The following is a 23,422-nucleotide window of genomic DNA, read 5'->3' as shown; positions in this document are numbered from 1 at the left end:
ATAACAACTTATAAACAATTTATTCCTCATTTTCATGAGCTTCCAAATCCTTAGTTAAATCCAATTTTCTAAAAGAGGGTGAAACCAAACCTGTAGTAACAGCCGTAATTAATGTCATGGTTCCTCCAAAAACAACAGCAGTTACAGTTCCTAAAAGTTTTGCAGTTAAACCACTTTCAAAAGCACCTAATTCGTTTGAAGATCCAACAAACATAGAATTTACAGATGATACACGACCACGCATATGATCGGGTGTTTTTATTTGCAAAATCGTTTGCCGTATTACCATAGAAACACCATCTGTCATGCCACTAAAAAATAACGCTAGTAACGATATCCAAAAAATAGAAGACAACCCAAAAACAATAATACATACACCAAAACCAAATACAGCTGCTATTAATTTCATACCTGCATTTTTACTTATTGGTATGTAAGCTGTAACTAGCATGGTGATAAACGCGCCAACTGCTGGTGCAGCTCTAAGCACTCCAAACCCTTCACTTCCTACCTCTAAAATGTCTTGAGCAAAAACAGGAAGTAATGCAATAGCACCTCCAAACAATACAGCTATCATGTCTAGCGTCATCGCGCCTAAAATAGCTTTCGTTTTAAAAACAAAACTGACTCCTTCTTTCAAACTTTCTATAACTGATTCGCCAATTTTAGGATTTAAAATAGGCTTCCTTTTTATTTGTAGTAAAATAAAAAATGACAACAATATTAAGCCAAAAATAATGCAAAGTGACCAATGCACTCCTAACCATCCAATTGAAAAACCACCAAAAGCAGGTCCTAAAACCGATGCCATTTGCCAAGTAGAACTATTCCAAGTTGCAGCATTTGGGTATACTTTTTTCGGAACAATTAAAGCAACTAAAGAAAAAATTGTAGGTCCAAAAAACGAACGCAAAAACCCACCAAAAAATATTAACCCATAAATAGAATATAAAATGGTTTTTGGAGGCCAATCGCCTACTACCTTATCCCAAGTTAATAGAAATAAACCGAGACTAATTAATGAAAAAGCGGCAATACATAACGCTAGTAAATTCCGCTTTTCTTTTTGGTCTACAATATGACCGGCAAACAACGCCATGGTAAATGCTGGTATAATTTCCATTAAACCAATAACCCCAAGAGATAATGGATCTTTAGTAATACTATAAACCTCCCATTCTATGACAATAAATTGCATAGACCACCCAAAAACTAATACAAAACGAACTAATAGAAAAATATTGAATTCTTTAATTCGTAATGCTGCATAAGGGTCCTTTTTTGCCATATATATTTTTAGTTGAAAATTTTAAAGGTTAAATACAAAATCTAATTTTTACAAATAGAATTTAAATAATCATCTAAATTTAACTGAAACAATGTGCCTCTAATTAAATCTTCTACTTCCATTAATTCTTTTTTATTTACTGCTATATCTACCTTTTCACTTGGTGTTTTAACTAAAATACTTCTTGTTTCAGTGTCATTATTACAACATGTACACTGTTTAGTTTCTTTTGCTTCAAACACATTTTTATAAAATTGTTTTATTTCTTTCAAAGTTAAAAAGAAGCCCATATTTCTAAACACAATTTGAATTTTATTTCGCGATTGTTTAGATGTTGTATACTTCCACTGAAAAGCAATTCCGATGCTATTATGATAAATTTTATAAATATCGTTTTCCATATCTGACTGTTTTACTTATCAAATATAATATTATTTAGAATTATTCTAAATAATAAATTGCTTTATTTTAAATCTCTTAGTTTAAGTTGTAAACTTACATTTCCTTGCCATTCGTTTTCATCAATTGAATACACTGCTTGAAATGTCTTTTTCTCAGAAATAACATCAATTTTATTTCCCATACTAAAACCAATACAAACAAAAGAGTTTGATTTAGGTTGTTTAACTGTTAGCCTTAAATGTGTTTTATCTTCTCCAACACACTTCCCGTAACCTGTATCTATTAAATTATCCGTCATAAAAACCGGAGACATATTTCCTGGACCATAAGGCTCAAACTGTTTTAAAATTCGGTAGAATTTAGGAGTAATCTCTTCTAAATCGATTTTCCAATCAATTTTAATTTCGGGAATTAATAAACTTCTATCAATAGTTTTGCAAACTTCATCTTCAAAAGCTTGCTTGAATGCTTCGTAACTTTCTTCTTTAAGCGTTAATCCAGCCGCATATTTGTGTCCACCAAACTGTTCAATATGTTCGCTACAAGCTTCCAAAGCATTATAAACATCAAATCCAGAAACAGAACGTGCTGATGCTGCAAGTTTTTCTCCGCTTTTTGTAAAAACTAAAGTTGGTCTGTAATGCGTTTCTGTTAGTCTTGAAGCCACAATGCCAATAACGCCTTTATGCCAATTTTCATTATAAACAACTGTTGTAAAGCGCTTCTGTTCCTTTAGTTCTTCAATTTGCTCAAGAGCTTCTATTGTAATTTGTTTATCTGCTTCTCGTCTATCTGTATTAAATGTTTCTATTTCGGCAGCATATTGTTGTGCTAAATCTGGGTTCTTTTCTGTTAAAAGTGTCACTGCATGATTACCATGTTTCATACGTCCCGCAGCATTAATTCTTGGTGCAATAATAAAAACCACATCGGTAATGGATAATTCCTGTTTCTTTATTTGAGCAATAAGTGCCGCTATTCCAATTCGTGGATTGTGATTTATAACTTGAAGTCCGAAATATGCTAAAACTCTATTTTCTCCTGTAATAGGAACAATATCTGCACCTATAGCAGTAGCTACCAAATCTAAATATTCTACTAAATCTTCAACTGTTTTTCCTTCTTTAGATGCTAATGCTTGAATAAGTTTAAAGCCAACTCCACAACCACAAAGTTCTTTATATGGGTATTCGCAATCTTCTTGTTTTGGATCTAAAACAGCAATAGCTTCGGGAATATTTTTACCAGGTCTATGGTGGTCACAAATGATAAAATCAACTCCTTTTTCCTTCGCATATGTAACTTTATCTATTGCTTTTATACCACAATCCAAAGCAATAATAAGTGTGAAATCATTATCTTGAGCAAAATCAATTCCTTGATATGAAATGCCGTAACCCTCATCGTAACGATCTGGAATATAAGTGGCAATATTATTGGTTCTAGTTTTTAAATAAGATGACATTAAAGCCACCGATGTTGTACCATCTACATCATAATCACCAAAAACCAAAATATTCTCATTATTAGTAATGGCTTTCTCAATACGCAATACCGCTTTATCCATATCTTTCATTAAGAATGGATTGTGCAAATGATCTAAACTTGGCCTAAAAAAACGCTTAGCATCTTCATAAGTTTCAATACCCCTTTGCAACAATAAGGTTGCTACAGTTTTATCGACTTGAAGAGCTTTTTGTAAAGCTTCTACTTTTTTAGTGTCTGGTTTTGGCTTTAAAGTCCAACGCATATGGTTTTTTTATCTCTACTGAACAGGAAAAAAATCCACCTTTGTTCTATGAAAATGAGTTTCAATTTTTAGTTCTGCAAACTGACGAAACATTTCCATAACGCCACAATATTTTTCAACCGATAAATCCACAGCTTTTTGAAGTTTTTTTTCATTTAAATTATTTCCGTGAAAATGAAAATGCATAGCAACTTTATCATAATGTTTTGGATGCTCTTCTGTTAAATTTGCTTCAATTTCAATTTTAAAATTTTCAACTTCTAATTTCATTTTTTTAATTAATGAAGCCACATCTAAACCCGAACAACCTGCTAAACTCGATAACATTAAAGCTTTTGGGCGATAGCCTTCTCCTTTTCCTCCGTTTTCTTCCCCTGCTTCAATAAATAAATTGTGACCTGATGGGTTTGTGCTCTCAAACTTCATGTCTCCCAACCAAGTTGTGGTAATATGATTTGTCATTTTTGTGAATTATTTTTTGTTTTTGTGATTATCAAAAATAATATATCTAAACTTAAATCAACTATGTTATAAACATACATTTATATAATTTTACTTTCTATTACTCTGTTTATCTATTTGAATTTTACAAAAAATATTAAGTGAATTTTGCAAGTCTAACTTTGTTTTTAATAGTTATCCCTTAGCCATTCAAAAACAGATTGCATTCTTTTTTTTACTTCAACGGATGGTTTTAGATAATGATTGTTCATAAAACTAAAAACTAGTGTTTCTCCAGAGTTTGTGATTAAATAACCACTTAAAGAATAATTGTTACCAATTGTTCCAGATTTCGCATAAATATATGGTTTTGAAATGCCTGAATAATATTTTTTTAACGTCCCTGTTTCACCTCCAATAGGAAACAAATTAAACAACCGGTCTCTTGGAATTTCATTGTATAATTTTGTGAGTACTTGAACAAAAGATATGGGGGCAAATAAATTATATCTGCTCAAACCAGAGCCATCAACCCAACGTGGTTTCTGTTTCAAATCTTTTAACTGATTATTTAAAATATATTCTCTTACTTTATTTGAGTTTAAAGTATCAGACATTGTAGATGAAGCTAGAATTAGTATTTGTTCGGCTAAAAAATTATCGCTCACTTCCATCATTCTTTTATATAAAGAATCTGAAGGAACACTATATGCAATGTGCTCCATTTTTTTTCCTATGTAATTAGATATCGATATTTTTCCCGGCAAGACATCTTGCCATAGTTTTTTTATAAACAATGTATCAATTACCATTGGTATTTCAATTGTGTCTTGTTTCTTTAAATTGTAAAAAAAGATATTCTCGTTATAATTTCTTCTTTTGGAGGTTTCGGTATATTTTATGCTTTGTTTTAGAATTTTTGGAATACTTTGCAAGCTATCTTTCCCATTAATTGTTAAAACATTTCCATATATAGGAAAACTACTTCGTTCTGGACTAAAATAAGCATCATAATCTTCCCACGCCCAACCTGGTCCAAACTTATCATCTTCTAAATTATTAAAAACTATATTGACATTCTTATAATTTCTAGCCATTTTTAAAGCTGTGCTATCATTAAAAAAGGTGTGAAGAAAAGTAGGATCTCCTGTTCCTTGAATTGTTATTTTATCATTCTCTAAAGTATATTTAAATGCTGGAATTTGGTTAGGTAAAAATTGTAAAGCAGTGTAAAGTGTAAATATTTTAGTATTACTTGCTGGAATAAAATACTTGTTAGCATTATACTTAAAAACGGTGTCGTTTGTTTTAGGATTAAAAACTAAGACGCCTGTAAATTGATCATTATAAAAACTTGTTTCAATTTTTCTTGTAATATTTTTATTAATATAAGTTGATTTACAACTATATAAAAAAGAGAATATTAATACAAATAAGAGTGATTTTTTTACAAAAACAGACATAGCTTTATTCTAATAATAATTAAGGTTAAGTATCTAGTTATTAAATATTAATAAACAATAAAATCTTTTATAATAACATGTTTTATATTTAGTTTTAAAATTAAACAATTCTCTTAAATATTATATATTTTAACATAATTGTTAGATATTATTTACAAAAAGGAGATAAAATGATTAATAATGCAAAAAATATTAAAAAACAGTAAAAAAACAATATATTTGAGTAACTATTAACTCAAAATTAATTCATATGAAGAAAAAAACAACCCTCTCTTTACTTGTTTTTTTTACAACCGCATTTAGTTTATTATTTTCCCAAAGCATAATTGTTAGCGGGAAAGTTATGGATGCTTCAAGTATTCCGCTACCTGGTGTAAATATTCAAGTTAAAGAAACAAGTAATGGAACCTCAACCGATTTTGATGGAAACTATAAAATTTCTGCAAAGGAAGGTGATATCTTGATTTTTTCGTTTTTAGGATTTAAATCTCAAGAGGTTGCTATAACTGGTCCTTCACTAAATGTAAATTTAGAAATAGATGCTGGAACACTAGACGAAGTAGTTGTGACTGCTTTTGGTATTAAAAGAAATGAGAAAGAACTGGGGTATTCTGCTACAATGGTTAAAGCAGAGGATGTTAATACTGCTGGAAAAAGCAATGCTATTTCATCCCTACAAGGTCAAGTAGCAGGTTTAAAGATTTCCAAAACTTCGGGGTCTGTTGGAAGTGGATTTGATATCACTATTAGAGGACTATCCTCAATGAATCCCTCTGTAAGTAGCCAGCCATTAATTGTAGTTGATGGTGTTGCTATTAGCAATGATGCTTTTGTTCCTAGTTTGACCGGTAGCAGTGAAAATGCATGGGTACTTAGTAGTGAAAAATATTCTGCCACATCTAAATCAAATGACTTAAACCCTGATGATATAGAATCTTATAATATATTAAAAGGAGCTGCAGCAACTGCATTATATGGTATTAGAGCTGCAAACGGAGCAATTATTATCACTACTAAAAAGGGGAAAGAAGGAAAACCCTCAATTAATATTTCTAGTTCTATCTCCACAAGTCAAGTAAAACAAACACCTGATTTACAATATGTTTTTAGAGAAGGAAGATATGGAAGACCATATAGACTTTATACGCCAGAATCAGATGACGGCTATACTTTAACAGGAGTTGGTAGCGGTAATGGACCCTATTCTTGGGGTGTAAGATACACTGATGATAGTTTTGAATATGATGGCACAACTGTAGATTTAACAAATGATCGTGCATATAACCCTTTCGAAGACACCTTTAAAACCGGAATTGATAAAAATATAAATTTCAATATTTCTGGAGCGTCTGATAAGTTTAATTATTATGCATCTGTGTCCGACACTAAAGAAGAAGGTATTATTCCTGGCACTGATTATGGGAAAACAACATTAAGAGTGAATTCTGGTTATCAGGCAACAAATACATTTAGGATAAACACCTCTTTAACTTATTCAAAATCAGATTCTCGAAAACCAACTGGTGGCGACAAATCTATAATGAGTGCATTAGGTTACTGGACACCTGCTTATCCAATCTCTGATTATCTAAATTCAGATGGTTCTAGAAGAAATCCTTATCCAGGGTTTATTGATAACCCTTTGTATAATGCAGATTTTAGTTCTTTAACAGAAGATTCTAATCGTTGGATTGCAAGTGGTAATTTTATTTGGACACCAAAAGAATGGATAAGTATAAACTATTCCGCTCAAATAGATAACTACAGTTCCGTTTTTAGTCGATTTGTAGCACCAGACCTTGATGAGGGTTCTGGTGAAAATGGTTTTATAGTTAATCAAACCATTAATTTTACAGGTTTAGAATCTAATTTCTTAATCAATTTTACTCATAATTTCACAAAAGATATACATACATCTTTACTTTTAGGTAATCAAATTTCTGATAGACAGTCGGAATCTAACAGACAATATGGTGAAAATTTATTGTTTCCGCGTGTAAACCATATCAGTAATACACAAGGCGGTTTTGCAGTATCAAATGATATTGTCACACTACGAGAAATAGGTGTTTTTGGAGAACTTAAGGTAGATTTATATAACAAACTGTTCTTAACTTTCACAGGAAGAAACGATTGGTTATCAACATTGCCTCTAAAAAATAATTCTGTTTTTTACCCTTCTGCTAGTTTAGCTTATGATGTTCACAGTTTATTTTCAAAAGAGAATACTGTTTTCTCTTTTGGAAAAATAAGAATAGCTTATGCTGAAGCAGGTAATGGCACAGGATTTGGGTTAAGTGGCAGACCTTATTTTTCACCTGCCAGTGGTTTTCCTTGGAACGGAGTAGGTGGATATGAATTGGATGATAGGTCAAGTGATGATAATTTATTACCTGAAAGAACGAAAGGTTGGGAACTTGGTACAGACCTTAGATTTCTTAATAACCGCTTCCGTATAGATTATGCCTATTTTAAAAACAAAGTAACAGATGCTATTTTCCCTGTAAATACACCACCAACTTCAGGTTTTACATCTTTATTAAGAAATGCTGGAACCTACACAACAGACGGACACGAATTATTATTGAGTGGAGATATCATCAGGACTAAAAACTTTACTTACACCATAAACTATACATATTCAACAAATGATGGTGAGGTTACCGATCTACCAGATGATGTTCCCTATATTGATTTCCTAACACCAGATCCTGATCCCACTGGAGCAAGGTTATACCTCCAACCAAAAGAAGGAGATCGTATTGGCGCTATTTATGGATACCTTTCAAACAGGACTGAAAGTGGAGAACTAATTCTTGACAGTGATGGTTTACCAACAACAAATTTTGACGATAAGGTAATTGTTGGAAATTCAATAGAAGACTTCACCATGGGGTTTGGAAATACAATTAAGTGGAAAGGCTTTAATTTAAACTTCTTATTTGAGTGGAAAAAAGGAGGAGACAAGTATTCTTGGACAAGCTATATTAATAATAGAATGGGAAGTTCTGCATACACATTACAATTTAGAGAAAATGATACATATGTTTTTGATGGAGTTATGGAAGACCCCAATAATGCTGGATCATATATTCCAAATACTCAAGAAGTAGACACCTCTCCAACTTCATCAGCACTATACAATCTATTTAATTCAACAACATATTGGAGAAGAAATGCAGAAGTACTACTACAAGATGCTTCATGGATTAAACTAAGAAACATAGGTCTTTCTTACACTCTAGATGGTGATTTTTTCAGTAAACATATTGATAATATTACTATTAGTGCTAGCGCTAATAATATTTTAATTTGGACACCTTTTGATGGATATGATCCTGAAGGAAGCGACTATAGTGCAGGAAGTAATATTAATGGGTTTACTGGAAGAAGTATACCTTTAGCCGAATCGTATTCATTTGGTGTTTCATTCAAATTTTAAAATAAAAAAATATGAAAAAAAATATAATAAACTTAACACTCATTTTTACAGCTATTTTTCTAGCTATAGGTTGTGATAATTACTTAGATGTAAATACACCATCTGGAGCTCAAGAGGAAAGCGCCTTAGGAATGAAGGACCTCATGGGTCCAGCTATGAGAAATACTGTAATAGCCAATTATTATGCTGCTATAGTATTTAGTAATTATGTTCAAAATTTTGGTGAATATGGTTATGGTGCTAGTGGTTTAACCTCAAATGCAACTACATGGAATGTAATTTACACTGATATATTGCCAAATATTAAAGTCTTAGAAGCTAAAGCTGCTGAAAATGGGGCGCTACATTATGGAGCTGTAATAAAAATGTTAGAAGCTATTAATATAAGTTTTGCCGTGGAATGTTGGGGAGATGTATCATATTCTCAAGCTAGCGATCCAGTTAATTATCAATATCCAACTTTAGATGATGGACAAACCGTATACAACCAAGCCTTTGACTTATTAAATGAGGCTATTGCTATTTTAGAAGCTCCAGATTCATCGGGTTTCATGTTAGGAAATGAAGATGTTATATATGGAGGTGGAAATGATGCATTTAACCAATGGTTGAAAGCTGCATACACCTATAAAGCAAGAATGCAGCTAAAAATGATGAAAAACGGTGGCACAACAGCGTCAGATGTTTTGTCTTCAATTAACAAAGGCTTTACTTCTAATGATGATGATTTTCAATTAGATTATCCCGATGACAAAAACAACCCTTACTATATTACAAATGTGGTGCAGAGGAGTACGTCTAACTTTTACTATGCTATTAATGATCAATTAATAAGCTTAATGAATGGTAAACAATACCCATTTGCTGGCTCAATTACAGAAGATCCTCGTCTTACTTCCATGTTTGTTAAAGAAACAGGAGTTGGTATTCCTGCTCCTGACACAGACCCTTGGAGAGGTTTTATGAGTGGTGGTGATGGAGAATCATCAGACGGAGAATCTGGAAACGTTTATTATAAAGATGGCGGCTTTCATACCAGTAGCAATTCTCCATTATTCTTTTTAAGTTATTCTGAAGCTATGTTTATAAAAGCTGAAGCTGAATTTTTAGTAAATGGAGGCACCACTACTAGCTCTGGCACTACTGCAAGTGGGTATAACGCTTATTTAGAAGGCATTCAGGCTAATATAGATAAATTAGGTGTAGATGGATCCGATTATTTAGCTGATTCATCAGTAGATGTGGGTCAATCCAATTTACAATTACATAATATTATGAGAGAAAAGTATATCGCTAACATTCATAATACAGAAACTTATAGTGATTTCCGTAGATATGATTTTTCTTCTGATGTATTTAAAGGATTAGATTTAAGGTTGCAACAACCCGATGATGAATACGTAGGACAATGGTTTACTAAATGTATTTATCCAACCTCAGAAACCGATACAAATACCAATATCCCATATGATGAAAGCAGTAGCGTAACAGATATTTGGCTATTTCAATAAACTATAGGTAATTAAAAATAAAAAAGGATGCTTTTTATTTAGCATCCTTTTTTTTATTTAAAACATTCTGCAACATTTGTAAATCAGACTTTGTATGGTTTGCTGTAACAACTATTCTACTCATCAACCCTTTATAGTTTGGATATTTAAAATTTGATATAATGATTTTATGTTCAAATAAATAGTCATAAATATTTTCATTTTCACAATAAATAACGGGGTAGTTTTTATTGAATTTAAGTGTTGATTCTGAATTTAACTCATTAAACAAAAAGTCTAAATTTTCTTTAAGTTTTTGCTGTTGTTCCTTAATTAAACTTTGAGATTGCAAGTATGCCTCCAAGTACCCAGGATTTGCACAAGATGATGAAACAAAAAGTGTTTCGCTTTTCATAGATTCAATAAAATCTTTATCTGAAGCAATAATTCCTCCTGATAGCCCCAAAGCCTTGCCTAAAGAAGATACCATTATTTTTCTTACTAAATATTTGTTAGAAATAGTATTAAAAAGACCCTTTGCTTCCTTTCCAACAATTCCTAAACTATGAGATTCATCTAACAGCAATGTTATATTTTTTTGTTTAGAAATCTGTTCCAAAAAACTAAATGATGTAGGCTCCACTTCTAACGCCAAAACAGCATCTGCTGTTATAACAATATTTTCTTTATTATCATTTAACAGGTTTGGATGTAGCTTTCCTTTAATAAATAAAGGAGAACTATTAGTTCCTAAAATTGCTGGATGTGTTTTAGGATAGTGATAAAAAATAGCATTAGTTTTAGACAAACAATCCAAAACTAATTTCCCTGCCAATGTCCCAGACGATGTGGTAAGAGATGCTTCAGCTCCTATTTGTTTTGCAAAAAATTCTTCAGCTTTATTAAAAATTGATAATTTAATATTTGAGCTTCTAGAACTCCCATAAAACGAACCCCACTTAGTAATGCTTTGTATTAGTTTTTTTTGAAAAAGTTTATGTGTTGGAAGACCTAAGTAAGCAGTCCCTCCAAAATATAAATATGTTTTTCCTTCTACTTTTATTGTTCTATCTGGGAAATGTTCAACAATCATATTTGCGTTAAATTAAAGAAACGCCTGTTCCGTTTAAACCACTATATTCTGTAACGCCATTTTTAAGAGTAATACCTGTGGCAATATCTTTGGACAATAATAAAGCACCATCCATATCTACGAAATCTAAAAGCGGTAACAAGTGTGCAATTGCCGAAATACCTACTGATGATTCCGTCATACAACCAACCATCGTTTTCATCTTTAGTTTTTTAGCATGCGTTAACATACGTCTTGCAGAAGTTAAACCACCGCACTTAACAAGCTTAACATTAATCCCATGAAAATGTTTATAACATTTGTCAACATCTGATTCAACTTGACAACTTTCGTCTGCTATTACAGGTAGTACAGATTTTTTAAACACTTCTTTATGCCCATTCCAATCATCTGCTTTTAATGGTTGTTCTAAAAATTCAACTCCAAGTTCTTTTAAAACTATTGCGTTTTTAATAGTTTCATCAACCGTCCATCCACAATTGGCATCAATTCTAAAAATCGCATTTGTATGGTTTCTTAACTCAGTAACAATTTTAATATCTTCTTTAGTACCTAGCTTTATTTTATAAATTGGCCATGGTAACTCATTCATTTTAGAAACCATTTTATCGATAGAATCTATTCCTATAGTGTAATTGGTTAATGGATTGTTTGAAACGTCGTAGTTCCAGAGTTCATATAACTTTTTACCTTTTTTTCGAGCATACAAATCATTATAGGCTAAATCTAAAGCGCATAATGCAAACATATTATGCTTTAAATAAGGATACATTTGTTTCCAAAATTCCTCAGGAGTACTATTTAAAGTCGCTTCAATTAAAGTTTTAATATCTAATATGGCATCCATCATTTTTTTAACTGTGATACCATAATATGGGTTAGATGTAGCTTCTCCAAACCCAGAAAAATCACCATCTTTTAATTCTACAATTAATGTTGGTTGCTCATCATATGACTCTCTAGATATTGAAAATGTATGTTTTAATTTTAAATTGAATGATCTTAGAATTACTTGCATAAATACCTATATATAATTGATGAAAGTTAATAAAATTATATCTTTGATTTTAACGAATTTTTAAATTTATGCCACTTGTTACGCCATTATCTGCAGATTACGATTTAGAAACCAAAGAACTTGCAGAATTCTTTAATGAAACCTTGGGTTTTTGTCCAAACTCGGTATTAACCATGCAACGTCGCCCAGCAATAAGTAAAGCGTTTATTAATTTAAACAAGGCCGTTATGGCTAATGAAGGCAGAGTAACATCGGCCTTAAAACGAATGATTGCCTGGGTTTCAAGTAACGCAACGGGTTGTAGATATTGTCAAGCACATGCCATTAGAGCTGCAGAACGCTATGGCGCAGAACAAGAACAATTAGACAATATATGGGAATACCGTACACATTCTGCTTTTAATGAATCTGAACGTGCTGCTTTAGATTTTAGTTTAGCTGCTTCTCAAGTACCAAATGCAGTTGATGAAATCATAAAAAACCGTTTAAACCAATATTGGGATGAAGGCGAAATTGTTGAAATGCTTGGTGTCATTTCTCTGTTTGGTTATTTGAATAGATGGAACGATAGCATGGGAACTTCCATTGAAAATAGAGCAGTTAAAAGTGGAAATCAATACTTAGAGAAACATGGCTGGAATAAAGGGAAGCATGTTTAAATTGTTAGAATTAAACCTTGAAAACCGTTCATCGGTGTTTTTTGTATAAAAAAACCTACAAAACAAGGCGAAACTAGTAAAAAGTCTGGTTTATTTTCATAAAGTGTTGCTTTTTAATCGATTATCACTAAATTCAACCCAACCAAATATACCAATAAATTATGAAAACACCTACAATTGCTATTAAAGCACTGCTATTTTGCACGTTATTAAGTTTTTTTAATTGTAATAACAAAGCAACCAATGAAGGAATTAAATTAATTCCACGAAACTCTTACTTTATTGATTTCCATAAAGGCATAAGTATATATAGAGACAATATTTCCAGAAATGTTATGGATGGTTATTATGTAATAGGTGACGAATCAAAAAAATGGGAAGAATTTTATGTAAAACAAGGCGTTTTAAATAATGACTATATTGTATATCACAACAATGGTGAAAAATACACTCATTCCAAGTATCATAACGGGGTACTTCATGGTGAAGATTTGTTATATTATATTTCTGGAAAGCTAAAGAAATTTTCTGCTTATAATAGAGGGGAGCTTTATGGAAAAGTTATTGAATATTATGAAGGTGGTCAAGTACGTTCAGAATCTAGCATAAAGAATGAAAAAGTTATTTCATCATCAGTTTTCAGCGAAACCGGTGATCTGATATCTAAAATGTATACAAAAGATAATAAAAGTATTACTCAAGAATTTAAAGATGGTAAATTACTTTCTGAAGAAATTTCATCTAACTATGATGACTTTAAGGCTGAAAAATTATATAATAATGATGGAACTTTAGATGTTAGTATAAATGAGATTGATAGAGAATAAAGGTTATTTAATATAAAATATCCGATTAGATAAAAAAATTAAATCTTTAAAAGTTTATGAGTATTTTTAATTAATGAAAGTCTTATAAATTTAATACCTTTTATTATTTTATATTTATTTAAACCTCACCAAAAATGGTGAGGTTTATTGTTTTATTTTTAGCAGAGTGATAGATATGATAAATAAAAATAGCAACAAGACAAGTTTAATATTGCAAACGATGTGAGTTCTTATTATAAATCATGGAAACATATTTAATAATATGGGCATTATGTAGTTTTATAATTGGTCTTAGTAAAACTAATTAGGCTATAGCAGCACAAAAAACTTCACCCTGATACAACTCTAAAAGAGATTGAAAGTTTTGAAAAAAACACAATGAGAAATTTCATTTTAAATTGGAAGAAACCTCTAAATGATAAAAATTTATTTAATTAGATGTTATGGAGGCTATCAACATTAATATACTATCAAAATTCAAAGGAAAATATCTATATAAATGTTTAAAATTGATAGTGTTTTGGGTAATTCTCCCTGTCATTTTAGTTTTTATTATACTATTGATGTTCTTTGATGAAAAATTGGTTACAATATTAGAAGTGTTTTAATGTATAACCCTTTTTCTGGAACAGGTGGGTTTTTAACACCATCACTTCTTCCCTGCAACACAAATAACAATCTCTCCTTTTGGTGGTTTATTAGTATAATAATCTAAAACTTCTTTTGCTGTCCCTCGAATGGTTTCTTCAAACATTTTAGTGAGTTCTCTAGATACCGAAACTTGCCTATCTTCTCCAAAATACTCGCAAAAATGTCCTAAGGTTTTTACTAATTTATGTGGGCTTTCGTAAAAAATAATAGTTCTAGTTTCTTCAGCCAAAAGTAATAAACGCGTTTGTCTTCCTTTTTTAACAGGTAAAAAACCTTCAAACACAAACTTATCGTTTGGTAAACCAGAGTTTACTAATGCTGGAACAAAAGCAGTTGCGCCAGGTAAACAATCTACTTCAATATTATTTTCAACACAAGCACGAGTTAGTAAAAAGCCAGGATCTGAAATCGCTGGTGTTCCCGCATCACTAATTAAAGCTATAGTTATACCACTTTTTAATTTTTGAATAATATTTTCAACCGTTTTATGCTCATTATGCATATGATGAGATACCATATGGGTTGAAATTTCAAAATATTTTAATAGTTTGCCCGAAGTACGTGTATCTTCAGCAAGAATTAAATCGACATCTTTTAAAACCTCAATAGCTCTAAAAGTGATGTCTTTTAAATTTCCAATGGGTGTTGGCACCAAATAGAGTTTGCTCATTAATTAAATTTACTTTCTATAATTTGCAAAAAACGATCTTCAAACTCTTCTTTATCAACCCAATTGTTATAATCTGGCTTAACCATATTTTCAATAAATCGTTTAGCATCTTCAAAAGATTCCAATGTATTTAATTGAGACAATACACGGTTATAGTCTTCACTTTCCCCATCAAATAAATGCTTTATAAAAGCTATTTTATCATTTAATCCAATATTAAAACCTCCAATTTTAAGCTTTTCGTTTAATGATTTTTTTTCGTTTGACACACCATTTTTTCCTTTTGCAACAGGTTCGAAAATTGGAGTATCTTCAAATCCTGCAGTAATATCATCAAAATCAAACTTATTATATTTTTTTGTAGGAATGGCTTCTTCAAAAACAGTATCAATTTCTTCAATATCTTCTGGCATATGAGATACCATATCTTTAATCTTGTTCATTACTGGCTCCATGATTTCATCATTTTCAACATCGTCTAGATTAATATAAATCTTGTCTTCCACCTCAATAGTATCACTTATTTTATTATTAAATGCCTCGTCTAACATGCCAAAAAAAGAAGAATCACTACCTATAGTTGGTATATCGCCTTCAGAATTTTCATGAGCAAATTTTAATACAGATAGCTTCTCGTATAACTCAGTCACCTCAGCATGCATTTTAACAACATCTTCTTTTCCTCTCAGTTTTAGAATTCTATGTGCTATACTAATGAGTTCCGACTCTAACTTCTTCTTCATTATTTATAATTTTTAAATTATTGCTATTTAGGCTTTTGTTTTTTAGTAAATTTACGCCACCTTTATACAAACGAATAATCGCCTTATTTTAGTGTTAAATTTACGAAATGTTTCTTGAAAATACAGTAAATCATAAAGAACAATTTGGATGGATTGAAGTTATCTGTGGTTCCATGTTTTCTGGAAAAACCGAAGAATTAATCCGAAGATTGAAACGTGCTCAATTTGCTAGACAAAAAGTAGAGATTTTTAAACCTGCCATTGATGTGCGTTATGATGAAGAAATGGTAGTTTCTCATGACTCTAATGAAATTCGGTCCACACCAGTTCCTGCCGCTGCAAATATTCCAATTTTGGCAGATGGTTGTGATGTTGTGGGTATTGATGAAGCCCAATTTTTTGATGATGAAATTGTACGTATTTGTAACGATTTAGCAAATAAAGGCGTACGCGTTATTGTTGCTGGTTTAGATATGGATTTTAAAGGAAACCCTTTTGGACCAATGCCAGCTCTAATGGCAACTGCAGAATATGTTACCAAAGTGCATGCAGTTTGTACAAGAACTGGTAATTTAGCACAATATAGTTACCGAAAAGCTAAAAGCGATAACCTTGTGCTTTTAGGTGAGGTTGATGAATACGAGCCCTTAAGTAGAGCTGCATATTATAAAGCTATGATGCGCGATAAAGTTAGAAACATGAAGGTTAATGATGCTCAAGAAATTCCTCCATCAAAACCTAAAGATTCCAATGCCTAAAGCACAAGAAACCGTGCTTGAAATTGACTTAAAAGCACTCCAACATAATTTCGAATACCTTAAATCAAAATTTAAAAGCGAAACAAAATTTTTAGCTGTTGTTAAAGCTTTTGCATATGGAAGTGATGCTGTTGAAATAGCTAATTATCTTCAAAATCTAGATGTTGATTATTTTGCTGTGGCATATATTAATGAAGGTATTACACTAAGAAATGCTGGAATTACGAAACCTATATTAGTATTACATCCGCAGGCTGTGAATTTTAAAAAATTAATAAAACACTGTCTAGAACCAAGCTTGTATAATGCTAAAATTTTAAATGAATTTATTGAAATCGCTTCTGCAGAAAAACAAACCAATTATCCTGTTCACTTAAAATTTAATACGGGTTTAAATAGATTAGGTTTTGGAGAAAATGATGTTGATTTTATCGCATCAAAATTAAAAGAAACTGAAGCTATAAAAGTGAAATCAATCTTTTCGCATTTAGCTGCAAGTGAAGATTTAGATGAAAAAATATTCACCAAAAATCAAATAAAAAACTTTGAAACAATAGCTGGTAATTTCACAAAATGTATTGGCTATAGACCCATGTTTCATATTTGTAATACTTCTGGTGTTTTAAACTATCCTGAAGCTCATTTTGATATGGTAAGAAGTGGTATTGGTTTATATGGTTTTGGAAATTCTGAAAAAGAAAATAAAAATTTTAAACCTATTGGTACTTTAAAAACCATTATTTCTCAAATTCATGAAATAAAAAAAGGTGAATCTGTTGGTTATAATCGTGTTTTTAAAAGTGATGCTTTTTTAAAAACGGCAACATTACCAATTGGTCACGCCGATGGTATTGGCAGACAATATGGTAATGGAAAAGGCTTTGTTACTATAAATGGGCAAAAAGCACCAATACTTGGAAATGTTTGCATGGATATGATTATGGTAAACATCACAAATATTGATTGTAAAGAAGGGGACGAAGTTATTGTTTTTGGAACCAACAATACCGCCGAAAATCTTGCCGAAACCGCTAAAACCATTTCATACGAAATTATAACAGCCATTTCTCAACGTGTTAAGCGAACATATTTAAAGTAAAGAATTTTCAAAAAATGTTAAAATTTTTAACTATTTTAGTAACTCACTAACTATAAATTTAAAATTATGCTTAAAGAGTTTAAAGAATTTGCAATGAAGGGCAACCTTGTAGACATTGCTGTTGCTTTTGTAATGGGTGCTGCTTTTAACAAAGTAGTAAGCTCATTTACTGGTGGAATTGTTTCACCCTTAATTGGATTAATCTTCAAGTCTGACTTTAAAGAACAAAAATGGATAATAACAGAAGGTGCTTTGAATGATGCTGGTGAAAAAGTAGGTGAAGTTGCAGTACTTTGGGGAGACTTCTTAACCAATATTATTGACTTTATTATTGTTGCTTTAGTAATGTTTATGGTTATTAAAGGTGTTAATAGTATGAAAAAGAAAGAAGAACCAGCTCCAGCTGCTCCTGCAGGACCTTCTCAAGAAGACTTACTTGCTGAAATTAGAGACTTGTTGAAAAAATAACATTTTGTTAAATAAATAACTTCGTGTTATTTGTTGTTAAAAAGCCTTCGTTTTACAAAATGAGGGCTTTTTTTATATTCAAAATACTTAGTTTTGTCTTCTTAAAATTTTTAAATAATAAAAAATGAAAGTAGCTGTTGTTGGTGCCACTGGTATGGTTGGTGAAGTGATGCTAAAAGTTCTTGAAGAACGTAATTTTCCTGTTACAGAATTAATTCCTGTAGCTTCAGAAAGATCTATTGGAAAAACAATAACTTATAAAGGAAAAGATTTTAAAGTGGTTGGTTTAGAAACCGCTATTTCTATGCGTCCTGATATTGCTTTATTTTCGGCAGGAGGAGAAACCTCATTAGAATGGGCCCCTAAATTTGCAGAAGTTGGTACTACGGTTGTTGATAATTCTTCGGCATGGAGAATGGATCCTACTAAGAAATTAGTCGTTCCAGAAATTAATGCTCACGAATTAACAAAAGAAGACAAAATTATAGCTAACCCAAATTGCTCTACTATACAATTGGTTATGGCTTTAGCGCCGCTTCATAAAAAATATAAAATGAAACGTGTTGTAGTTTCTACATACCAATCCGTTTCTGGAACAGGTGTGAAAGCTGTAAGACAGTTAGAAAATGAAATTGCTGGAATAGAAGGAGAAATGGCTTACCCTTATCCTATTGGTAGAAATGCATTACCACATTGTGATGTGTTTGAGGAAAATGGATACACAAAAGAGGAAATGAAATTAGCTAGAGAACCTCAAAAAATAATGAATGATCGTACATTTTCAGTATCTGCAACTGCTGTTAGAATTCCTACTGCTGGTGGACATTCAGAATCTGTAAATGTTGAGTTTGAAAATGATTTTAATGTCGCCGATATTCGGAAATTATTAAGTCAAACTCCAGGGGTTGTTGTGCAAGATAATACAGATACGAATACTTACCCAATGCCAATTTATGCGCATAATAAAGATGAGGTGTTTGTGGGTAGAATTAGAAGAGACGAAACTCAACCAAATACATTAAATATGTGGATTGTTGCCGACAACCTTCGTAAAGGAGCTGCAACAAATACTATTCAAATTGCAGAATATTTAATCGAACATCGTTTGGTGTAATACTTTTATCAACTAAACCATTAAACTTTAAGCTTCTTCATTAAAATGAAGGAGCTTTTTTGTTTATTTTTGGAGGATTCAAAATTCTTTAATAATGAAAAAAATTATCACTTTATTAAGTCTAATTATTTTTATGGCTTGCAAAGAAGAAAACCCAAAATCAAATAGAATTACAGTGAATTATCCCCAAACTAGAACCGTAGATACAATTAATACTTTTTTTGGCACCGAAGTAAAAGATCCATATCGCTGGCTAGAAGATGATAGAAGTAAAGATACCGAAGCTTGGGTTAAAGCACAAAATAAGGCTACTTACAATTATTTAGATAATATCCCTTTTAGAGATGAATTAAAAGAGCGCCTTTCTAGTTTATGGAACTACGAAAAAGTTGGCGCCCCTTTTATAGAAGGCGATTACACCTATTTCTCTAAAAATGATGGGTTGCAAGACCAGAATGTATATTACAGAAAAAAAGGCGATGGAGATGCTGAAGTTTTTTTAGATCCGAATACTTTTTCAGATGATGGCACCATATCACTTGGCGGAATGAGTTTTTCTAAAGATGGAAAAACTTTAGCGTATTCTATTTCTGAAGGTGGAAGCGATTGGAGGAAAATTTTAATAATGAATGCTGAAACTAAAGAAATTATAGAAGACACACTCATTGATGTGAAATTCACTCAGATTTCATGGTATAAAAATGAAGGCTTTTATTATTCTAGTTACGACAAACCAAAAGGAAGTGAACTTTCGGCTAAAACAGATCAACATAAAGTTTATTACCATAAATTAGGAACACCACAAAAAGAAGATACTTTAATTTTTGGTGGAACACCTGAACAAAAACACCGTTACATTTATGGAGGTGTAACAGAAGATGATAAATATTTAGTCATTACTCCTCGCGTTTCAACCTCTGGAAACAAGATTTATATAAAAGACTTATCCATTCCAAATAGTCCTTTAATTACAATTTTAGACAACACCGATAGCGACACCTACATTCTTGAAAACGTAGGCAGTAAATTGTTTCTTGTTACCAATTTAAACGCACCTAATAAAAAAGTGGTTTCGGTTGATGCTTCAAATCCAACACCAGATAATTGGGTTGATGTTATACCAGAAACCAATCAAGTTTTAACCCCTTCAACAGGCGGTGGTTATTTCTTTGCACATTATATGGTTGATGCTATTTCAAAAGTTAAACAATATAATTATGATGGTTCGTTTGTTAGAGATATAAAGCTTCCTGGTTTAGGAACAGCAAGTGGTTTTGGTAGCAAAAAAGAAGAAAAAACAGATTATTTTTACTTTACAAACTACAATACACCCTCTAGTATTTATAAATTTAATGTAGATTCTGGTAAATCTGAACTATACTGGAAACCATCAATTGAATTCAATAGTGATGAATATGAAAGTAATCAGGTATTCTACAAATCAAAAGATGGAACAAAAGTTCCTATTATGATTACTCATAAAAAAGGATTAGAATTAAACGGAAAAAACCCTACTATTTTATATGCTTATGGCGGATTTAATATTAGCTTAACTCCTAGTTTTAGTATTACAAATGCGGTTTGGATGGAACAAGGTGGTATTTTAGCTGTACCTAATCTTCGTGGTGGTGGGGAATATGGAAAAGCATGGCATGATGCAGGAACAAAAATGCAAAAACAAAATGTGTTTGATGATTTTATTGCAGCAGGCGAATATCTAATAGCAAATAAATACACCTCATCAGATTATTTAGCTTTAAGAGGTGGATCTAACGGAGGTTTATTAGTTGGCGCGGTCATGACGCAGCGTCCAGATTTAGCAAAAGTAGCATTACCAGCAGTTGGAGTTTTAGATATGTTACGTTACCACACATTTACTTCAGGTGCTGGTTGGGCTTACGATTATGGAACTGCCGAAGATGATAAAGACATGTTTGAATATTTAAAAGCATATTCCCCAGTTCATAATGTGAAACCTGGAGTACAATACCCGGCAACATTAGTAACCACTGGCGATCATGACGATAGAGTTGTTCCGGCACATAGTTTTAAGTTTGCTGCCGAATTACAAAGTAAACAAACAGGTAATAATCCCACTTTAATTCGAATTGAAACCGATGCAGGTCATGGCGCAGGAACACCTGTAAGTAAAACTATTGAGCAATATGCCGATATTTTTGGTTTTACGCTTTATAACATGGGTTTTGAGGTTTTGCCTATAAAAACTAAAGAATTTAAAGATTAAAATAATAATTTTTGATTTTTTTAAGCTTTATTTATTTGACCGGTCTTTTATTTATATAAATAATATTTCTTCTTAAAAAAAGTTAAAAAGCTCTCTTAACTTTTGGTAGTATTGCCCAATTGCTATAGTTTTACGGCCGAAATGACCAAAATTTTCAAAAAATATTTATCATTAATAGTAATCTTGTTTTTAACAGGAGCTTCAAACCTATATGCAAATTCTATTGCAGAACATTGTGATGATTACTTTTTAAATACTAGTCAAATTTCAATTAATGAAAATTTAGAAACGCCTTCTTATAATCCAATTCAGCAACAAGAAGAAAACAAATTGTTTTTTGATATTGTCGAAATTGAAAATACAGAAAACGAAGAATCTATTTCTAAAAACAATATTATTCCTTTTGGCAGTTACATAGCTGCCTTTTTTGAAGCACAAATATTTAATGTTTTATCATTTCAATTACAAAAAAATTCTCTCCGTAAAAGAAATGGTTTTAATCAGTATTCAACAAGACTTCACCTTAGGTTAGAGGTTTTTATAATCTGATAAATTTGCTATTATAAACCACGATTAACATTCGGTTTACTAATTTTCACCCCTTTTTTATTAAAGAATTTAGCTAGTCATCCATCCATTGGTACTGACTTGCACCAAATATATTTTTATTCTACCAATTTATTTTTAAACAAAAAATTATGAAAAAAAACTTCATTTTCATGGGTTTATTCGCATGTCTATTACACACTAGTTGCGAAACTAAAAAAGAAGAAAAGAAAGAACAAATAGCGTTTCTTGTTACTAATCCAGTTAAAAAAGACACCACAATAACCAAAGACTATGTAAGTCAAATTCACTCCATCAGACATATAGAATTAAGAGCTCTTGAAAAAGGATATTTAGAGCACATATCTGTTGATGAAGGACAACACGTAAAAAAGGGGCAGGCGATGTTCCAAATCATGCCAAATATTTATCAAGCAGAATTACAAAAGGCAAAAGCAGAATCTAAATCTGCTGAAATTGAGTTAAAAAACACTAAGCTTTTAGCGGAAGGAAATGTGGTATCAGAAAATGAATTAGCTCTAGCAAATGCAAATTATGAAAAAGCAACTGCTGAAGTTGCTCTAGCCGAAACACATTTAGGATTTACAAAAATAAAAGCACCTTTTGATGGTATTATGGACCATTTAGAAGCAAGAGAAGGAAGTCTTTTAGATGAAGGCGAATTATTAACTACACTCTCTGATAATAGTAAAATGTGGGTTTACTTCAATGTGCCAGAAACTGAGTATTTAGATTATATAACCAGTGCTGATAAAGACACTAAAAAGGAAGTAGAACTATTAATGGCAAACAACAAACGTTTTAACCAAAAAGGAATTGTTGAAACCATTGAAGGCGATTTTAATAGCGAAACTGGCAACATTGCCTTTAGAGCAACCTTTCAAAACCCCGATGGCATTTTAAGACATGGCGAAACAGGAAGCATATTAATGACTGTGCCATTTAAAGATGTTATTATAATACCTCAAAAAGCAACTTTTGAAATTTTAGATAAAACATATGTTTTTGTAGTAGGTAAAGACCATGTAGTAAAACAAAAAGAAATTACTATTGGTGGCGAATTACCTCACCTATATATAGTGGATAAAGGACTTTCTGAAAACGATACTATTTTACTAGAAGGTATTAGAATGGTAAAAAATAATGAAGAAATACACACGAAGTTTTTAGAACCTAATAAAGTGTTGTCTGAGTTAGACCTATACGCTGAATAATTTTAGAATTTAATCTACAA

The 23,422-nt window shown here is 31.5% G+C and carries 20 protein-coding genes; 11 read left to right on the top strand and 9 right to left on the bottom strand.

Annotation, left to right across the window (positions count from 1 at the left end):
- Window positions 1–19: 19 nt before the first annotated feature.
- From BT151_RS04245 to BT151_RS04225, 5 genes are all read right to left on the bottom strand, one after another.
- Window positions 20–1,288: an MFS transporter gene (locus BT151_RS04245; protein WP_072400505.1), complete on the bottom strand. Its 1,269-nt coding sequence runs from the start codon at window positions 1,286–1,288 to the stop codon at window positions 20–22.
- Between the two features lie 41 nt (window positions 1,289–1,329).
- Entirely contained in the window at window positions 1,330–1,689 is a 360-nt protein-coding gene (locus tag BT151_RS04240) for a DUF6686 family protein (RefSeq protein ID WP_072400504.1), read from the bottom strand.
- A 62-nt stretch (window positions 1,690–1,751) separates the two neighbouring features.
- Window positions 1,752–3,440, bottom strand: coding sequence for a single-stranded-DNA-specific exonuclease RecJ (gene recJ / locus BT151_RS04235; RefSeq protein WP_072400503.1), 1,689 nt, complete (start codon window positions 3,438–3,440; stop codon window positions 1,752–1,754).
- Between the two features lie 15 nt (window positions 3,441–3,455).
- Window positions 3,456–3,902: an OsmC family protein gene (locus BT151_RS04230; RefSeq protein WP_072400502.1), complete on the bottom strand. Its 447-nt coding sequence runs from the start codon at window positions 3,900–3,902 to the stop codon at window positions 3,456–3,458.
- Between the two features lie 167 nt (window positions 3,903–4,069).
- Window positions 4,070–5,344 carry a D-alanyl-D-alanine carboxypeptidase gene (locus BT151_RS04225; protein ID WP_072400501.1) on the bottom strand — a complete coding sequence of 425 codons (1,275 nt, stop codon included), beginning with the start codon at window positions 5,342–5,344 and terminating at the stop codon, window positions 4,070–4,072.
- Between the two features lie 250 nt (window positions 5,345–5,594).
- On the opposite strand from BT151_RS04225, the gene BT151_RS04220 reads away from it, so the two are divergent.
- Both BT151_RS04220 and BT151_RS04215 read left to right on the top strand, forming a co-directional pair.
- A complete protein-coding gene (locus tag BT151_RS04220; protein ID WP_072400500.1) occupies window positions 5,595–8,786 on the top strand; it encodes a SusC/RagA family TonB-linked outer membrane protein in 3,192 nt (1,063 codons plus the stop codon).
- 11 nt (window positions 8,787–8,797) lie between these two features.
- Window positions 8,798–10,297 (top strand): SusD/RagB family nutrient-binding outer membrane lipoprotein, encoded by a 1,500-nt coding sequence (locus tag BT151_RS04215; RefSeq protein WP_072400499.1) that lies wholly within the window; start codon window positions 8,798–8,800, stop codon window positions 10,295–10,297.
- A 34-nt stretch (window positions 10,298–10,331) separates the two neighbouring features.
- On the opposite strand, the gene BT151_RS04210 is transcribed toward BT151_RS04215, so the two are convergent.
- Entirely contained in the window at window positions 10,332–11,369 is a 1,038-nt protein-coding gene (locus tag BT151_RS04210; RefSeq protein ID WP_072400498.1) for an aminotransferase class I/II-fold pyridoxal phosphate-dependent enzyme, read from the bottom strand.
- A 7-nt stretch (window positions 11,370–11,376) separates the two neighbouring features.
- Window positions 11,377–12,387: a dipeptide epimerase gene (locus BT151_RS04205; protein WP_072400497.1), complete on the bottom strand. Its 1,011-nt coding sequence runs from the start codon at window positions 12,385–12,387 to the stop codon at window positions 11,377–11,379.
- A gap of 68 nt (window positions 12,388–12,455) precedes the next feature.
- Between BT151_RS04205 and BT151_RS04200 the strand changes: the two genes are divergently transcribed.
- Both BT151_RS04200 and BT151_RS04195 read left to right on the top strand, forming a co-directional pair.
- Entirely contained in the window at window positions 12,456–13,046 is a 591-nt protein-coding gene (locus BT151_RS04200) for a carboxymuconolactone decarboxylase family protein (RefSeq protein WP_072400496.1), read from the top strand.
- Window positions 13,047–13,207: 161 nt separating this feature from the next.
- Window positions 13,208–13,873, top strand: a complete 666-nt coding sequence (locus tag BT151_RS04195) for a toxin-antitoxin system YwqK family antitoxin (protein WP_072400495.1) — start codon at window positions 13,208–13,210, stop codon at window positions 13,871–13,873.
- Window positions 13,874–14,522: 649 nt separating this feature from the next.
- On the opposite strand, the gene rsmI is transcribed toward BT151_RS04195, so the two are convergent.
- Both rsmI and BT151_RS04185 read right to left on the bottom strand, forming a co-directional pair.
- The gene (gene rsmI, locus BT151_RS04190; RefSeq protein WP_072400494.1) at window positions 14,523–15,194 is read right to left on the bottom strand and encodes a 16S rRNA (cytidine(1402)-2'-O)-methyltransferase; all 672 of its coding nucleotides are present in this window, start codon (window positions 15,192–15,194) and stop codon (window positions 14,523–14,525) included.
- A complete protein-coding gene (locus BT151_RS04185) occupies window positions 15,194–15,937 on the bottom strand; it encodes a hypothetical protein (RefSeq protein ID WP_072400493.1) in 744 nt (247 codons plus the stop codon). The genes rsmI and BT151_RS04185 overlap by 1 nt, the downstream gene beginning before the upstream one ends.
- A gap of 107 nt (window positions 15,938–16,044) precedes the next feature.
- Between BT151_RS04185 and BT151_RS04180 the strand changes: the two genes are divergently transcribed.
- From BT151_RS04180 to BT151_RS04150, 7 genes are all read left to right on the top strand, one after another.
- On the top strand, window positions 16,045–16,695 hold the full coding sequence (locus BT151_RS04180; protein WP_072400492.1) for a thymidine kinase: 651 nt from the start codon (window positions 16,045–16,047) through the stop codon (window positions 16,693–16,695).
- Window positions 16,688–17,794, top strand: coding sequence for an alanine racemase (alr, locus tag BT151_RS04175; RefSeq protein ID WP_072400491.1), 1,107 nt, complete (start codon window positions 16,688–16,690; stop codon window positions 17,792–17,794). Before BT151_RS04180 ends, alr begins: the two co-directional genes overlap by 8 nt.
- A 66-nt stretch (window positions 17,795–17,860) precedes the next feature.
- On the top strand, window positions 17,861–18,262 hold the full coding sequence (mscL, locus tag BT151_RS04170; protein ID WP_072400490.1) for a large conductance mechanosensitive channel protein MscL: 402 nt from the start codon (window positions 17,861–17,863) through the stop codon (window positions 18,260–18,262).
- A 124-nt stretch (window positions 18,263–18,386) separates the two neighbouring features.
- Window positions 18,387–19,376, top strand: coding sequence for an aspartate-semialdehyde dehydrogenase (locus BT151_RS04165; RefSeq protein WP_072400489.1), 990 nt, complete (start codon window positions 18,387–18,389; stop codon window positions 19,374–19,376).
- A gap of 94 nt (window positions 19,377–19,470) precedes the next feature.
- Window positions 19,471–21,621: a prolyl oligopeptidase family serine peptidase gene (locus BT151_RS04160; RefSeq protein WP_072400488.1), complete on the top strand. Its 2,151-nt coding sequence runs from the start codon at window positions 19,471–19,473 to the stop codon at window positions 21,619–21,621.
- A 141-nt stretch (window positions 21,622–21,762) separates the two neighbouring features.
- The gene (locus BT151_RS04155; RefSeq protein WP_072400487.1) at window positions 21,763–22,170 is read left to right on the top strand and encodes a hypothetical protein; all 408 of its coding nucleotides are present in this window, start codon (window positions 21,763–21,765) and stop codon (window positions 22,168–22,170) included.
- Between the two features lie 149 nt (window positions 22,171–22,319).
- Entirely contained in the window at window positions 22,320–23,402 is a 1,083-nt protein-coding gene (locus BT151_RS04150; protein ID WP_072400486.1) for an efflux RND transporter periplasmic adaptor subunit, read from the top strand.
- Window positions 23,403–23,422: the final 20 nt, after the last annotated feature.

This window comes from Flaviramulus basaltis, from assembly GCF_900114265.1.
GTDB classification, from domain to species: Bacteria; Bacteroidota; Bacteroidia; order Flavobacteriales; family Flavobacteriaceae; genus Flaviramulus; species Flaviramulus basaltis.
This window is presented reverse-complemented; position numbering and strand designations above follow the sequence as displayed.